General features: G+C 45.0%; 14 protein-coding genes. 5 read left to right on the top strand and 9 right to left on the bottom strand.

Annotated features, from left to right (window positions below):
• The first annotated feature begins 11 nt into the window (after positions 1-11).
• The 4 genes from tyrS to ACODJP_RS11535 are packed head-to-tail and all read left to right on the top strand — an operon-like array spanning position 12 to position 3769.
• Positions 12-1265 carry a tyrosine--tRNA ligase gene (gene tyrS / locus ACODJP_RS11520; protein ID WP_422481630.1) on the top strand — a complete coding sequence of 418 codons (1254 nt, stop codon included), beginning with the start codon at positions 12-14 and terminating at the stop codon, positions 1263-1265.
• Between the two features lie 44 nt (positions 1266-1309).
• A complete protein-coding gene (locus ACODJP_RS11525; protein WP_422481632.1) occupies positions 1310-2299 on the top strand; it encodes an ABC transporter substrate-binding protein in 990 nt (329 codons plus the stop codon).
• Positions 2274-3059: an ABC transporter permease gene (locus ACODJP_RS11530; RefSeq protein ID WP_422481634.1), complete on the top strand. Its 786-nt coding sequence runs from the start codon at positions 2274-2276 to the stop codon at positions 3057-3059. Before ACODJP_RS11525 ends, ACODJP_RS11530 begins: the two co-directional genes overlap by 26 nt.
• On the top strand, positions 3056-3769 hold the full coding sequence (locus tag ACODJP_RS11535) for an ABC transporter ATP-binding protein (protein ID WP_422481636.1): 714 nt from the start codon (positions 3056-3058) through the stop codon (positions 3767-3769). The genes ACODJP_RS11530 and ACODJP_RS11535 overlap by 4 nt, the downstream gene beginning before the upstream one ends.
• Here ACODJP_RS11535 and gdhA read toward each other — a convergent pair.
• The 5 genes from gdhA to ACODJP_RS11560 form a co-directional block, all read right to left on the bottom strand.
• Positions 3760-5121, bottom strand: coding sequence for an NADP-specific glutamate dehydrogenase (gene gdhA / locus ACODJP_RS11540; RefSeq protein ID WP_422481638.1), 1362 nt, complete (start codon positions 5119-5121; stop codon positions 3760-3762). The two genes, ACODJP_RS11535 and gdhA, sit on opposite strands and share 10 nt — an antisense overlap.
• Positions 5122-5339: 218 nt before the next feature.
• Positions 5340-6275: an AEC family transporter gene (locus ACODJP_RS11545; protein ID WP_422481640.1), complete on the bottom strand. Its 936-nt coding sequence runs from the start codon at positions 6273-6275 to the stop codon at positions 5340-5342.
• Between the two features lie 9 nt (positions 6276-6284).
• Positions 6285-7346 (bottom strand): S-methyl-5-thioribose-1-phosphate isomerase, encoded by a 1062-nt coding sequence (gene mtnA, locus ACODJP_RS11550; protein ID WP_422481642.1) that lies wholly within the window; start codon positions 7344-7346, stop codon positions 6285-6287.
• 25 nt (positions 7347-7371) lie between these two features.
• Entirely contained in the window at positions 7372-8664 is a 1293-nt protein-coding gene (locus ACODJP_RS11555; RefSeq protein WP_422481644.1) for an amidohydrolase, read from the bottom strand.
• Between the two features lie 82 nt (positions 8665-8746).
• Positions 8747-10573 carry an L-fucose isomerase gene (locus tag ACODJP_RS11560; RefSeq protein WP_422481646.1) on the bottom strand — a complete coding sequence of 609 codons (1827 nt, stop codon included), beginning with the start codon at positions 10571-10573 and terminating at the stop codon, positions 8747-8749.
• 126 nt (positions 10574-10699) lie between these two features.
• On the opposite strand from ACODJP_RS11560, the gene ACODJP_RS11565 reads away from it, so the two are divergent.
• Positions 10700-11128 carry an RbsD/FucU family protein gene (locus ACODJP_RS11565; RefSeq protein ID WP_422481648.1) on the top strand — a complete coding sequence of 143 codons (429 nt, stop codon included), beginning with the start codon at positions 10700-10702 and terminating at the stop codon, positions 11126-11128.
• 5 nt (positions 11129-11133) lie between these two features.
• On the opposite strand, the gene ACODJP_RS11570 is transcribed toward ACODJP_RS11565, so the two are convergent.
• The 4 genes from ACODJP_RS11570 to xylB all read right to left on the bottom strand — a co-directional run bounded on the left by ACODJP_RS11570 (position 11134) and on the right by xylB (position 16432).
• On the bottom strand, positions 11134-12891 hold the full coding sequence (locus tag ACODJP_RS11570; RefSeq protein WP_422481650.1) for an AMP-dependent synthetase/ligase: 1758 nt from the start codon (positions 12889-12891) through the stop codon (positions 11134-11136).
• 145 nt (positions 12892-13036) lie between these two features.
• Positions 13037-13468 carry an RrF2 family transcriptional regulator gene (locus ACODJP_RS11575; RefSeq protein ID WP_422481652.1) on the bottom strand — a complete coding sequence of 144 codons (432 nt, stop codon included), beginning with the start codon at positions 13466-13468 and terminating at the stop codon, positions 13037-13039.
• Between the two features lie 103 nt (positions 13469-13571).
• The gene (gene xylA, locus ACODJP_RS11580; RefSeq protein ID WP_422481654.1) at positions 13572-14906 is read right to left on the bottom strand and encodes a xylose isomerase; all 1335 of its coding nucleotides are present in this window, start codon (positions 14904-14906) and stop codon (positions 13572-13574) included.
• A 32-nt stretch (positions 14907-14938) separates the two neighbouring features.
• A complete protein-coding gene (gene xylB, locus ACODJP_RS11585) occupies positions 14939-16432 on the bottom strand; it encodes a xylulokinase (protein WP_422481656.1) in 1494 nt (497 codons plus the stop codon).
• Between the last annotated feature and the right edge of the window lie 76 nt (positions 16433-16508).

Below are 16508 nucleotides of genomic sequence, written 5' to 3' on the forward strand. Positions count from 1 at the left end.
GAGCCCATTCGATGAATAAAGCCTTACAGACTTTGCAAGATCGTGGATTTATCAAACAGTGTACCGATTATGAGGGACTCAGTGATCTGATGGACAAGGAACCGGTTACCTTCTATGTTGGCGTCGATCCAACCGGTAGAAGTATCCATATTGGACACATGGTTCCCTTTTTCGCTATGCATCATCTCCAAGAGGCAGGGCATAATCCTATTGCACTTGTTGGTGGAGGTACTTCTCTCATCGGTGATCCATCGGGAAAGAGTGAGATGCGAATGATGCTCACAGTAGAACAGATCAGACAAAACAGTGCATCCATCAAGGACCAGTTGGGAACGGTGGTAGATTTCTCGGATAGTCTCGGGGAAGGGAAAGGCCATGCCACGATGCTGAACAACTATGATTGGCTTGGCGGGTTGAACTATATCGAATTCCTTCGTGACATCGGTAAGCACTTTTCGGTCAATCGCATGCTCACCTTCGAAAGCTACAAACAGCGTTTGGAGAGAGGGTTGTCCTTCATAGAATTCAACTATCAATTACTCCAATCCTATGACTTCTTGACCTTGTTTCGTGACCACGGTTGCCGATTGCAGATCGGTGGCGATGACCAGTGGGGAAATATAGTAGCCGGTATCGAATTGATACGAAAGGTAGAGAGTGCAGAATGTTTTGGTCTTACCTTCAATCTCATAACCCGTGCAGATGGCCATAAGATGGGCAAGAGTGAAAAGGGTGCCGTATTCTTGAATCCTGAAATGTACAGTCCCTACGACTTCTATCAATATTGGCGTAATGTGAATGATGCAGATGTTATCAAATTCATGAAACTATTCACATTCCTTCCTTTGGAGGAAATTGCTACCTATGAAAAATCATCGGTTAATATCAATGAGGCTAAGGAAAGGTTGGCTTTCGAGCAGACAAAGATAATCCATGGGGAATCTGAAGCAGAGAAGGCAAGGGATGCAGCTAAATCGATGTTCGGAGGCGGTCTCTCTGCGGAAGCCAGAGAAGGACTCCCTACGATTTCCATCCCGATGGCTTCTTTAGAGGCGGGAATTGGCGCAATTGAGCTTTTCGCTATGACCGATCTATGTAAGACGAATTCGGATGCTCGTCGTCTCATTTCCCAAGGAGGCGCTACTATACAAGATAGGAAAGTCGAAGATGTCAAACAAGTGATTGATGCATCTTGGGCTCAACAGGGTGAGATGATCCTTAAAGCCGGAAAGAAACGGTATTTCAGGATTGTTTTCACTTCCTGATACAAGGCACGTCGGGAGCCGATCCCGGTACGAGGTTCCATACCATGCGTAAGAAGATTGTCCTTTTGGTTTCACTGGTGTTGTTTATTGCAGTCATGCCGACTCTTGTAGCACAAGCTGCTCAAGAGGCCCTTGCCGCTGACCAGGTTATTGTCGACATGGCAGTAATGCAAGGACCATCAGGTTTTGGAACCATAGGTCTCAACCGCAATGAGGGCAGATTGGATGACCAAACTAGAATCGATCTTTCGGTTTATCCATCGCCCAATGAGGTTATCGCACGTCTTGCAAATGGAGAGTTGGATATTGCAGCACTTCCCACGAATGTAGCTGCGAATCTCTATGCGAAGGGAGTTCCCGTAAAGACAGCCGCTGTAGTAGGCGAGGGTATGTTATTGTTCCTCACTACAGACAAGACGATAACCGAACTCTCCGACCTCCAAGATCGTAAGATTTCCATTCCAGGCTCTGGCAGTACACCTGATCAGATGACAAAGATCTTGGTATCGGCTCTAGGATTTGATTATGAATCGGATGTGCAACTGGATTATAGTATTGCTTCTCCGGCACAACTTGCTCAGATGATGATTGCTGGAAAGCTTGATCTTGCAGTCCTTCCAGAGCCCTTCGTCACAATGGTTCTTAATGCCAACGAACAAGCTGTTCCTTTGTTAGATGTACAGGTCCTGTGGTCTGCACTTACTGGTACCGGTAATTATCCCATGACTGTCATCGTAGTCTCAGATGGATTCATTGCTGAGCATAGTGATCGTCTTCCACTAGTCATGGGAGCAATAAAGGACTCGGTGGAATGGGTAAATGCAAACCCTGGCGATGCAGGTGTTATGATAGAAGAGGCTGGTATCATGAAGGCTGCAATGGCTACTCCTGCTATTCCACGGTGTAATCTGGTCTTCAGAACTGCTACCGAAGGCTACGATGCCATGGATACCTATCTTAAGGTCCTTCATGGATTCGACTATGCCTCTGTCGGCGGCTCGGTACCCGATGAATCGTTCTACCTGGCTTACTAAAGCGATAACTATGTTTTCGGTCCTCATCCTGCTACTGCTGTGGCAGCTTGGGGCCGTGCTTCTCGATTCTGGAGTCCTGCTTCCAACTCCTAGCAAGACGTTGACCGCATTGTATGGACTATTGTCACAGGCACCATTTTCTCTCCAAGTCTTAGCTACTGTAGGTAGAGCACTAAGAAGTTTCCTTATCATATTCACCGTGGGTGGTGTATTGGGGATTCTTGCCGGTTATGCAAAACCATTACATGCATTCTTGGTTCCTGTATTGGTAGTTTGTAAAGCTACTCCAGTAATGTCTATTATACTCCTCGCATTTATCTGGTTTTCCAGCGGAACCGTACCGCTATTCTCCGCTTTCCTAATGGGGTTTCCCGTGATGTTTGTCCAGGTTGAACAGGGGGTTCATCAAATTTCCCCAAGACTCCAAGAGATGACTCTCGTCTACGGGTTTAGTCCCTTCGCCCGACTCTTCCATTTAGTGATTCCCTCTCTGGTACCGTCTATTGTCACAGGGGCTAAAGCTTCATTATCTATGGTATGGAAAGTGGTAATCGCTGCAGAAGTCCTTACGGTTCCCCGCTATGGTGTAGGATCAAGAATGCAATTGGCTCAAGTCCATTTGGATACTGCAGAGGTTTTGGCATGGACCCTGATTGCCGTAATGCTTACGGCTCTCGGAGATATTGTTTTCCTTGCTATTCTTCGTATTCCATCCTATTTGAAAAGTCGGAAGAGGCTTTTGGGGGAGGGGGATGCATGATCTTGGAACGACTGTACAAATCCTATCGGATAGGAGACCACCTGCTGCCTGTATTGAGTGATTTCTCACTTGAGATGCCCCCAGGTTCAATTACTGCTTTCGTCGGGCCTTCAGGATGTGGAAAAACCACACTACTACGTCTGATTGGTGAATTGGAGCATGCTGATAGTGGCTCTATAAAGCGTACTGAGGAGGAGAAGGGAGTTTTCAGTTATCTATTCCAGGAGCCAAGATTGCTGCCTTGGAATACCGTTTTAGCAAATGTCGAATTAGTATTACGTCCTTGGTATGATGATCGGCATGAGAGGATTCATCGAGCGTCCGGATTCCTTCATTTAGTTGGACTGGAGGAATATGGTAAATTCAAGCCTGACCAATTATCGGGAGGAATGCGTCAACGTGTCGCTATCGCTAGGGCATTCGCTTATCCGGGCAGGATCATGCTTCTAGATGAGCCTTTTCAAAGCTTGGATACACATTTGAGGTGGTCCCTTGTTGAAGCATTCCTGTCACTTTGGAAGGCAGATAAAAGGACTACCGTCTATGTTACACATGATGTGTCAGAAGCTTTGCTTATGGCAGACCTTGTAGTCCGACTTTCATCACGTCCTATGGGCATTCTTGAGACTTTTACTATCGGGACCCCAAGAGAACAACGCAGTCTTGGAAGTCCCGAATCAATCGTTATACAACAATCCTTTTATACGTAGCCTTGGTCTATCATGGCATTGGCGACCTTCAGGAAGCCAGCAATATTTGCTCCATCTACTAGATTCCCCTCACTACCATAGTGTTTTGCCGTATCACGAATATTAGCGTATATTCCCTTCATGATACGCTGGAGTTGTTGATCTACCTTCTCGGCGGTCCATTGGATCCTAGAGCTGTTTTGGGCCATTTCCAGACCACTTACAGCTACTCCTCCAGCATTGGCAGCCTTCGCAGGTGCGAAGAGTACTCCGTTGTCGTGGAAAATATCGACTCCTTCCAATGTAGTGGGCATGTTGGCACCTTCAGCCACGAGCTTGATATTCGATTTCACTAGGTTTCTAGCGTCAGTTGCTGATATCTCGTTTTGTGTAGCGCAGGGGAAAGCGCAGTCGGCTGCAAATGTCCAAACTTGGTTTGCTCCTCCGTTCTCTTTCCGAGGAAAGTATTCTGCCTCTTTGAAGGCCTCAGCGTATGCGGATATGCGTCCGCGGGTAACATTCTTAAGGGTTTTTACATAGCGCAGTTTTTTATCGTCGATTCCGGAGGGATCATAGATACACCCGGTTGAATCACTCAAGGTAACAACTTTAGCTCCTAGGGAGTTGAGTTTCTCAACGGTATATTGGGCTACATTACCACTCCCAGATACTAAACAGGTCTTTCCTTCAAAAGATTCTCCCTTATCATGTAACATTGCTGCAGCTAGGTATACAAGGCCGTAACCTGTGGCTTCAGGACGGATATACGAGCCTCCCCAGAGAGGACTCTTCCCGGTAAGGGTTCCTGTGAATTCATTTCTTAGGCGTTTGTACTGTCCGAAAAGGTACCCGATTTCCCGACCACCTACGCCGATATCGCCAGCAGGTACATCGGTATCGGCTCCAATATGACGACTTAATTCGGTGATGAAGCTTTGGCAGAAACGCATAACTTCACTGTCGCTCTTACCTTTTGGATCAAAATTGGATCCGCCTTTTCCTCCCCCCATCTGTAAACCAGTTAGGCTATTCTTAAATGTCTGTTCAAAGGCAAGGAATTTTACAATACTCAGATTAACCGATGGATGAAACCTGAGCCCTCCCTTATAGGGACCGAGTGCACTATTCATTTGAACGCGGAATCCTCTATTAATCTGAAGGATTCCTTCGTCGGTTGTCCAGGGAACACGGAACATGATTGCACGTTCGGGTTCTATAAGACGATCGAGAACCTTATGGTAGACTACATGTGGCAAGTCATCGATTATCTTATCCACAGAATTCAAAAATTCATGTACGGCTTGTTGGAACTCGGTCTGGTTTGGATCGTCTTTTTGTATTTTTTGGAATAGTTCAGCGGTCACGTCTCTCATCTGATGCTCCTCTGGGGTATGGAAAATTCCATTGCTTAATTTTGGTAAAAACTATAGAGAACTAGAGAAAAATGGTAAATAGGGTGCAATTTTTGCAGAATGTATGGGTAGAGAAGTTTATTATGGTGCTACGCAATCATAGATATGCGATTTATGTATACCTCAAAATAAGCCAGTAAAAATTGAGTTAAAAAGAAATGTATATTTATGCAAAAAAATTACAAGAAACCTAATGCCATCATTCCTGATATCCAGAAGAATAGGGTGATTAGAGAGAATACAGTCGTGAAGACAACAATTTGACCTGCCAGATCTGCATCTCCCTCCATTTGTTGGGCCATGGTATAAGATGAGACCGCAGCCGGAGAAGCAAACATCGACATGAGAAGGATGAGCTCTAAGCCTCTGAATCCAACTAGTATGGAAATGGTAAGCCCAACAGCTGGGACGATGATTAAACGATTAATTATGCCGATTGAAAGAGGTCTGAGATTATTTCTTACCGATGTGAACGTCACCGATCCTCCAAGTACTATCAAAGCTAATGGGGTTGCGATATCAGCAACTTCGAAAAGAAAGTTTTCAATCATTGTGGGTAATTTTACTTGTAATAGAGTAAAGAAAAGACCGAGCAAACCTCCGATGATAATGGGATTCTTCATGATTCCCTTCAGAATCTTTGGATAGTCGGGGGTACGTCCCCTAAAATATTCGAGTGCTGTAACACTTGTCATATTAACTAAAGGAACAACGACTCCGACCATTAATGAGGCGATTCCGGCACTAGTTCCGCCGTACAGCTGCATTGCCATGGGCATACCGAAAAAAATGAAATTGCTACGACAAATTCCTTGTACCAAAACTCCCCTTTGGGAATTCTCGGTAACCAGTTTTGGGATGATGAACATATAGAATCCGAACATTGCTAGGAGAGCTATAACCGAATACCACAAGAGTCTGAAAGATGTAATAGTCGAGAAATCCGATTTGTATATGTTCGAAAACAACAATATCGGCATGAATACCCTGAAAATGATGTTGTTCAATTCTCGTAATGATTTCTCAGATAGCAGTTTCATCTGACGCAGGCTGAATCCGAGGGCGATCTTTGTGAACAACGGGAACAATACCGTGAACGCTGTTATGAATACCATGACCGAATCCTATGAGCTGGGGCGTAGACGGGCGATGTTCTCTTCGAATGGAGGATAGATTATTCCTTTCTCGGTAATTATTCCGGTAATATGTTGATGTGGTGTCACATCAAAAGCAGGGTTGTACACATCCATACCGTCTGGAGCAACTTGGACTCCACCAGGGTGGGTTATTTCAGATGCTTCTCGCTCCTCGATAGGAATCTGATCCCCTCTCGAAAGCTGGAAGTCGATCGTAGATACTGGAACCACGCTGTAGAAGGGGACTCCATAAAGTTTACACAAGGCGCTGAGCATGAATGTCCCGATTTTATTGCAGACATCTCCATTCGCAGCGACCCTATCGCCACCAAGGATTACCAAGTCTATCTTGCCATCCCGAATTAACGTTGCACCAACACTATCGGGAATCAGTTTCGACGGTATTCCAGCTTGAGTCAATTCCCAAGCAGTTAGCCGGGCTCCCTGCAATCTGGGTCTCGTTTCATCAGCATATACGAATAGTTCTTTACCGGAATAGAATGCCTCTTTGATTACTCCCAGCGCGGTTCCCCAACCAGCGGTAGCAAGGGCTCCTGTGTTGCAATGGGTAAGAATAGTGGCTTTGTGAGGAATGACTTGGTTTCCTATTCTGGACATGGTCTTGTTGGTTTCAATATCTTCTTCCCTGATCAAATCAGCTTCGCTCTTCAATCCAGTCAGAATTTCTTGTGTTGTCTTCCAATCCGAATGATCATATGTGCTGAGCATCCGATTCAAAGCCCAATGGAGATTCACCGCGGTCGGGCGTGCCGCATCCATAAAATCACAGGCCTCTTTAAGATTTTTTCTGAAAGCCGAGGGGCCATCTGAGTCAAATGTGGGAGCTAATTCCATTGCGGCTAGGAGGACACCATATGCCGCAGTCGCTCCAATCGCAGGGGCTCCTCTCACAACCATATCACGGATCGCGAACTCAACCTCCCGGTAATCGTGACATACAAAGATAGTGTATTCAGTAGGTAATACCCTCTGGTCAATCAAATGCAAAGCCCCTTCCTTGAATTCTAAAGTGATGAATGATTCCATCATGTAATGATTCCTCCGTATGTTCCGATTAAGACGATCTATGCTGGATTTGTTCCCAGCGATCATTGAATTCCTGGATTACCTGATGTTCATCCAGGACAAGGATCTTCCGATTTTCCATGAGTAGCTCTCCACTACAAAACACTGTCTGCACATCAGAGGACTTGGCACTGAAAACCAGAGCACTGAATATATTGTTCAACGGCGTCATATGCAATGAGTCTGTTGATAAGAGCATAAGATCGGCATCTTTTCCTACCTCCAAGGTGCCGCACTCTGAATCGCGGCCTAAGGCTGTAGCTCCACCGATAGTAGCCATGCTTAAAATATCAAAAGGCGATACTTTTCCCGCATCTCCAGTACTTGCAGCTGCAAGCATTGCTGCCAATCTGATCTCCTGAAACATATCCAAGGTATTGTTAGAGGAGGCTCCATCGGTACCAAGTGCAACCCGAATGTGTTCATCAAGATAGGTCGCCAAAGGTGCTATACCACTTCCGAGTTTGCAGTTGCTGCTTGGATTATGAACCACGGTAGCTCTATTCTTTTTCAGAATAGCAATATCTTCACCCTGCGGGTGTACACAATGTGCATAATAACAATTAACAGTTGAGAATCCCAACGAATCGAGGTAAGCGATGGGGGTTTTTCCAAAAGAATTCAAACTATCGTCTACTTCCTGTAGTGTCTCGTTGGCATGTATATGGATTCTACAGTTCTCTTGTTTTGCAAGTTCTACTGCGTAACGTAATGTTGCCTCTGTACAGGTATAAACGGCATGCGGTGCTATATCGTATCGAATTTTTCCTTGGGATCGGGTTGCCTGTTCACGAAGGAATGGAAGTCGTTCAGCTACACGTTCCTTCGATTCTTGGAGATCTCCGAATAACGTGATGCCAATATTTGCCTTTACCTTGGTTTTTTGTATAGCTTCAACGGTTCCCTCGGGGAAAAAATACATATCGGCAAAACAAGTCGATCCGCTTGATATCATCTCTGCAATACCGAGGAGGGATGCAGGGTAGGTGTCTTCAGCTATGAGGGTATCTTCAAGTTTCCATATCTCCGATAGCCAATCATGGAGGTTGGATACTGAATCTCGATAGTTTCTGAAGTAGGTCATACTCAAATGTGTATGTGCATTCACCCATGTGGGCATGGCGATCATGTTGTGGGCATTGATAGTCCGATCGGGAGTGAATGTATGAGGTCTTTCCCCCAGTGCAACGATCCTTTTTCCATCAATAGCGATATCACCTTGGAAGATCTCCCGCTCACTGGTCATAGGTATAATCGTTGCATTTTCAATCAATGTTTTCATTGGCACGATACTACCATACAAAGTCGGTTGATGTCATCCAAAGGATAAGGGTATGGCCACCCGGAGGTGGCCATATTAGAAATCAATATGCTCCGTAAAGGGGACCATATGCATTGCATGCACGATAGTCTGATCCTTCGCTATCCATACCAAATGAGTTCCAGGCGCTAGGTCTGAATACCTGATCAGCTGGTACGTTGTGCATGCTGACTGGAATACGCAACATGGCACAGAGGGTAATGAGATCTGCTCCAATATGACCGTAGCTAATGGCACCATGGTTTGCTCCCCAAGTTGCCATAACCGTGTATACATCCTTGAATGGCCCCTCTTCTCCGTCAGTGCGGGGTACGAACCATGTAGTTGGCCAGGTTGGATCTGTACGTTTGTTGATCTTGTCATAGACTTGATCGGGAATGTCGCATGTCCAACCTTCAGCTATTTGCAGCACAGGACCAAGACCTTTTACCATATTCAATCTGCACATGGTAACCGGCATTTCTCCTTTTGTGAGGAAGGTGGAAGAGTAACCACCTCCACGGAAATAGCCACCGTTGGCAACACTGAACTGAGATGCCTCCAAGGTCTTCTGGACATCCTCTGTCGTTACCTCCCAATAGGGTTTCATTACAGGATTTCCGTCTGCATCTTTCATGCTTCCCGCAGCATCCAGAGTAGTGGCACCGCTGTTGATCAAATGGATGAATCCCTTCTCAGCTCGTCCGGTAGGTTTCCATCCGGTTACTCGCTCAATGGCTTCAGGGCTCCAGTAAGTTCTTACATCGCTGAAGATCTGCGCACGATTAGTCAACAATTTACCAAATAGCATTGATATTCCGTTACAGAAATCATTCTCAGTTGCCATGATATAGGGCTCACGTATACCATTCCAATCGAAAGATGTGGTCAACATGGTTTCCATGAAGTCACCATTCGGCCAATGGTCTGTCCACTGACGTTGACCTTGGAAACCGGCTGCAATGGCATTCCTACCCATTGATTCCTCTTGGAATCCAAGTTCAGCCAAGTTCTTGTTTCCCACCATCAAATCGCGACCGATCATAACCATCTTAATGCAGTAATCCCAATCGGCTTTTCTCTGGTCCTCAGTGCGTTGCCATTCGGGTGGATTGACTGTGTCAGGAGCTTCTGTACAGTTTTCAGCGACCCACTCTTGAGCTAGGGCAAATTCTTTGGGATCGAAAATTTCTTCTTCAACACGTCGAGCAATTTCACTCATATCGACAACTTCAGTACGCATACCGAGATATGCTTGTAGGAAATCCTGATCAACTATGGAACCAGCGATTCCCATTGAGCATCCTCCAATCGAAAGGTATGAACGATTTCTCATAGTCGCTACTGCGATTCCGGCGCGGGCAAATCGGAGAATCTTTTCCGAGACGTCCTTTGGAATCGAGGTATCGTCATTATCCTGTACATCCCTTCCATAGATTCCGAAGGCGGGAAGACCCTTCTGTGTGTGTGCGGCAAGTACAGCTGCAAGATAGACAGCACCAGGGCGTTCGGTTCCATTGAAACCCCAGACAGCCTTTACGGTCATAGGATCGGCATCGAACGTCTCTGTCCCATAACACCAGCATGGAGTAACAGTCAATGTCACCGCGACATTTTCTTTAGAGAATTTTGTCTGACACATTGCCGACTCGGCAACACCGCCGATGGTGGAATCGGCAATAACACACTCGACAGGTTCTCCATTGGAATACCTTAAATTTTCACTAATCAATTTGGCGGCTGATTTTGCCATATTCATCGTCTGATCTTCCAAAGATTCCCGGACTCCTCTCTGTCTGCCATCGATAACAGGACGAATTCCAATCTTTGGTAGAGCATCTGTATATCGTTGCTCAGGTCCAATACGTTTCATGTCGGTAATGTTTGCCATTTAGTACCTCCTATGGTATATACTACATATGATACTGTTTGTGTAATCGTTTACATTGATCATAGTATCGCATGGACAAATGAATAACGCAATCATTTTTTCCACCACTTGGTGAAGGAGGATCCTATGTTGAAGAATGTTCCGGCTCTTTTGAGTCCTGAGTTGCTGAAGATTATCATGGAGATGGGTCATGGTGATGAATTGGTAATTGGGGATGGTAATTTCCCAGCTGCATCTTGTGCACAGAGACTAATCCGTCTTGATGGTCTGGGAGTTCCTGAAATCCTCGAGTCTTTGTTGAAACTCTTTCCACTCGATTCATTCGAGAAGAATGCTTTCTTGATGGAAAAGGTACCTGGCGATACGGTTGAGACTCCAATCTGGAAAACATACGAGAAGATTGCAGAGGCAGGAGATCCAAATTTTAAGGGTTTTTCACAGATTGAGCGATTCGCATTCTATGAGAGGGCAAAGAAAGCCTATGCCATCATCGCAACTAGCGAACAATCCCTCTATGCAAATATCATACTGAAGAAGGGTGTCGTGGTTTCCTGAAAACCTCAATTTCCTCTAAGTCGATCAAGCGTTCTTGAGACCTTTCCTCTCTGAATTTTCTTCGTACTGGTCATAGCCATCGGCTTGTCCAGTACGGTCACCTTTGAAATCTTTTTATAGGAAATGAGTTTCTTATTCACTTCGGTTACAATCTTGTCGATATCTTCCCTTATGGTCATCCCATTAGTATCCGTATCCATTTTTCCATAGTGATCTTTATTGGGATAGATCAAGGCTTCGATTCCTTCGGCACGAGCCGATCTATTGGCGACATACCCGCGTATCATGACCTGTTCTACCTGATTGTAGAGTTGGAACATATCCTCGATTTCTTCCGGGTATACATTCTTTCCCCCTTCGGTCACGATCATATTCTTTGCTCGCCCTTTCAGATACAGATATTTTTCCTTATCGAGAGATCCTAGATCGCCTGTTTTCAGAAATCCATCCTCAGTAAATAATTCGGCAGTATTTTCAGGGTCATTGAAATATCCTTTACATATATTGGGACCTTTGACCTGAACTTCACCAACACCTAGCAAATCAGGATCGGCGATTCTCATATCGACTAAGGGAAATACCTTTCCTACCGACGTTACTTTGAACCGGCTGATCGGATTGAGTGTTAAGATCGGTGCAGCTTCAGTCAGTCCATAACCTTGGATGAAATCAAGCCCGAGCTGTTGAAATTGTTGGAAAGTCTTGGGCGAAAGAGGACCTCCTCCACAGATGCACAATTTATTGTCCACCATTCCGATCCCATCCAAAAGTTGGTGGAACCAGAGCCTCCCGGGATTAACATGGAAAACTCTTCTAGCGATTCCATTGATCCACATGAGAGTTCGGATAAGGATATATGTAGCAAGACCCTTCTCACGAACCTTTTTCATAAGGCCTGCCAAGAATTTATTGTAGAGTAGGGGAATCGCAAGAAAGAGTGTTACCTTACCCCTACGCATTTCGTTCAGTACCCTAGATACAACTATACCTTGGCCAAACAACAATTCACACCCATGCATAAGCGATTCCAAGAAGACAGCAGTCATGGTATACGAGTGGTGCAATGGTAGTAGTGCGTAAAAGACATCCTCTTCAGTAATAGCTAGGAACTGAGGGTCTCCTGCTTGGTATAGATCACTAACGAAATTCCTATGTGTAAGTACGACACCCTTTTCATTTCCAGTAGTACCACTTGTAAATAATATGGCAGCGATATCATTCTCGTCCGGTAACGGATTCAGCTGACTTAGATCAGCATTTTCGGGTATTGCACTTATCGGCATTCCAAGAGTGTCATTCTCAACTCCATCTAACGATAATACGATTTGCAAAGATGTGAACCATGATGAATCTGAAAGCTTTTTCAAAATATCATTGTCTGCACATATGGCCCTTGCTCCACTGAATCGGCTGAGCGCATCGACCCTGTCTAGCGGCATCTGATTATCGAGTGGGACGACAACTGCAGAGGCATACATGATACCGAGGTAGGCTATAGCCCATTCGGGAGAATTCTTGCCATTTAGGACAACCTTATCGCCTTTTCCAATACCTTTTGATCTTAAATATTGTGCAGTTCCGATAATCTTTCGATAGATTTCCGTGTATGTAGATTCTTGTTTTTCATTTCCTTTTATCGTTGAGAAGGCTACACGATCGCCGAATTTTTCTAGGGTGATATGTAGCATCTGAGGAATGGAAGGCCACTCTCCCTCAAATAGTCGCCCCCTATAATTGTCTAGCTCATCCCACGAATGGACCATGAAGAATCTCCTTCTTTTACCCGTTTGGTTATATATAACTATACGGGCATCATAGTAGTATCTTCATCTATGTTGCTTCAATTAAAATGAAATGTCAATTAATTATCCAACAATAAATAATGAGCCATAGTATATGTTAACTATACTATAGCCACATCCCAAATTGAGGTTTTTCGGCATGATCGAGAAGATCTTGCAAGCTTATGGAATCGACCACTGAATTAATGGCTTTTTCCAAGGCTTTCCATAAGGGAAGAGTGTCGCACTCTCCCGTTCTAGAACAGTCATCTGTTCCGTCTTCTAGACAAGGTACAGGGGCGAGACTACCCTCCATTACCCGAAGCACCATTCCACAGGTTATTTTTTCAGCAGGTAAGGTGAGGCTGTATCCACCTTGGGGACCACGAACACTCTTGGCATAGCCTGAGCGGACAAGTTGGATAATAATCTGTTCGAGATACTTGTGGCTAATCTGTTGCCTTTCAGCAATCTCGCGGATCGAGACATTCTGATTTGGATTCCTTGCAAGTTCCAGCATCAATCGCAAAGCATATCGACCTTTTGTTGAAATACGCATGTATGCCTCCTGCTTTCAGGATACTATACTCTGCCTATAGGAACAATAGGGATAAAAAAGGACACCCGAGATTTTCGGGTGTCCATTCACCTATTGAAGATTTTTAGCGGTTGAACAAATACTGGTTCACAAGATTATTCAACATTTCCTGCTTTCCACTAATGTCTTTTGGATCAGCTTTTTTACCGATTTCGGCAAGTTTCTCAAGTGAAATCTTTCCATCTTCGAATGCTTTTCCATCTCCAGAATTAAACGATTTGTAACGATCGGCTTTGAAAGTTTCAATCTTTCCGTCATCGATGATTCTTGCAGCAGTCTCCAATCCAAGAGCAAAAGCATCCATTCCTCCGATATGCGAAATGAAGAGGTCCTCTAAATCGGTAGAGTTTCTGCGTCTCTTTGCGTCGAAGTTGAGTCCTCCCGAATGCAAGCCGCCATTCTTGAGAATAATTAGCATAGCCTCAGTAGTCTCATACACATTTGTAGGGAATTCATCAGTATCCCAACCATTTTGTGCATCACCTTGGTTTGCATCAACGCTTCCAAGCATTCCGTGGTCAACACAGACTTGTAGATCATGGGCAAAGGAGTGTCCTGCCAACGTAGCGTGATTGTTTTCGATATTGCATTTAAAATCATTTTCGAGACCTTGGTCTTTGATGAAAGCGATTGCAGTAGCAGCATCGTAATCATATTGATGTTTAGAGGGTTCCATTGGTTTTGGCTCGATGTAGAATGTGCCCGTAAACCCGATCTTGCGGCCATAATCACGTGCCATCCTGAAGAAGGTTCCCAAATGGTCCTGTTCTCGTTTCGTGTCTGTATTCCACAGTGTCATGTATCCCTCACGACCACCCCAGAAGGTGTAGCCAAGTCCACCAAGTGATACATTGACATCCAAACTTGTCTTGACTTGGAGAGCAGCTCTTCCAACAACCGGGAAGTCGGGGTTTGAAGCTGCTCCATTCATGTAGCGTGGATGGCTAAAGAGGTTCGAAGTGTTCCAGAGAAGTTTGACTCCAGTCTGATCCTGCAATTTCTTCAGGTATGCAGCAACTTCAATATAATTTGCTTCATATTCAGCAGCAGTCTCTCCTTCAGGCGATGCGTCGATATCATGGAATGCGTAGAAAGGAGCTCCTATTTTGGTGAAAAACTCAAATGCAGCCTCAGCTTTTTTCTTAGCCGCGACCATAGGATCTGAATCGTTCCAAGGGAAGTGCATGGTTGCTTTTCCGAAAGGATCGGTACCGTCTGCACAAAAAGAGTGCCAATAGGCTATGGAAAAACGTAAATGGTCCTCCATGGATTTTCCAGCTACGATTTTCTTTGGATCATAAAATTTGAATGCGAGAGGATTATCCGATGCGGGGCCCTCATAGGAAATTTTTCCTATTCCCTTAAAAAACTCCTGATTGCCGATAAAGATATCACTCATAAATTCCTCCTTGTGGAATGTCTAGACAACCGTCAACTGAAGATGGGTTCAACGGTAGATACATACTTTTTATAGTTTTCGTACGATTTGGCATAAGCTCTCACTGCTTCGTTATTCGGAGTACAACCAGCACTGCGGTCCAAGATCACATGGTCAGCAACAATCGCTTCAATTGTGGTAGGTCTGCCCTCAGTATGCTCGAGACACCAGAGTGCTTGCAATGCTCCACCAAATGCGGCAGCTTCGGTAATAGTAGGAACGACAACCGGCAAATCACATACATCGGCTACCATTTGCCTCCAGACCGGTGATTTGGCTCCTCCACCAATCAATCTGATCTCCTTAGCTTCATACCCAAGTTCCTTGAAAGAATCCAATCCGATCTTCAAGCCATATATTGCCGATTCAAGGGCTGCGCGACTAATATTTCGTTCAGTCATATTGTGGAGATCGAATCCAACAAGACATCCCTTTCCATGGGGATAATTTGGTGTCCGTTCTCCATTGAAATAAGGAAGCATGATAACCCCTTCAGCACCTATTGGAGCTTGATGAGCCTCCTTGTCGAATTCCACAACACCCTTCTCAAACAATTTTCTCGTTACCTCGCTTGCAACGGTGCAATTCATTGTGCAAAGAAGCGGCAACCAGATGCCAGTAGAACTACAGAAAGCAGCTAGAAGACCCGCTGGGTCAATAATGGGTTTATTCGATGCTCCAAAAATTGTCCCGCTGGTACCAAGACTCATAGTGAGTGTTCCATCGGTTACCGTTCCAGTGCCTATAGCACCCATCATATTATCGCCACCCCCAGAAGACACGGGGATTCCGGCAGGTATACCCAATACTTTAGCAGCTTGTAGTGTTACTTTCCCTGAAGGCATGTGTGCTTCGATGAGTCGGGGGAGCAGTTTTTCAACATCTCTGTCGTTATCGATACAAGCAAGCATTCGCTTGGACCAGGAGCGAGTCCGGATATCGAGCAAAGCTGTACCGGATGCATCGCCATATTCCATAGTAGTCTCGCCGGTAAGCCAGAAGTTGATATAGTCATGAGGAAGAAGAATGGTGGCCAGTTTCTTATAGAGTTCTGCTTCATTTCGTTTAAACCAAAGAATTTTTGGAGCTGTATAGCCAGGGAGAATTAAATTGCCCTCTTTTTCCAAAAGGGAAGGCTTTCCTCCAGCACATTCAGTTATAAGATCGCACTCTTCGGTTGTCGATGTGTCGTTCCACAACTTAACTGGATAGAGGACATTCCCTTCTGCATCCAGGGGGACGAATCCATGTTGCTGTCCACTGACTCCAATTGCTGCGATCTTTTCCTTTAACTTGGGGTCGATGGACGAAAAACAACTCTTCATCGCAGTAATCCACCACTCGGCTCTCTGTTCACGTGAACCGTCATCCCGGCTGATAAGCTCATGGGGTGCTTGGCTGGTGGCTAATATCTTTCTTGCTTCACTGTCGTAGCAAATGACCTTGGTACTTTGGGTTCCTACATCTATCCCTGCGACTATCGGCATATCAATTCCTCCAACAAAGATTCTCTGGTCTATATATATTCTATGTATACGTAGTGATTTTGAATAGACAAAATTG

Source organism: Pleomorphochaeta sp. DL1XJH-081 (genome assembly GCF_049310885.1).
Classification (GTDB): Bacteria; Spirochaetota; Spirochaetia; order Sphaerochaetales; family Sphaerochaetaceae; genus CAYZJV01.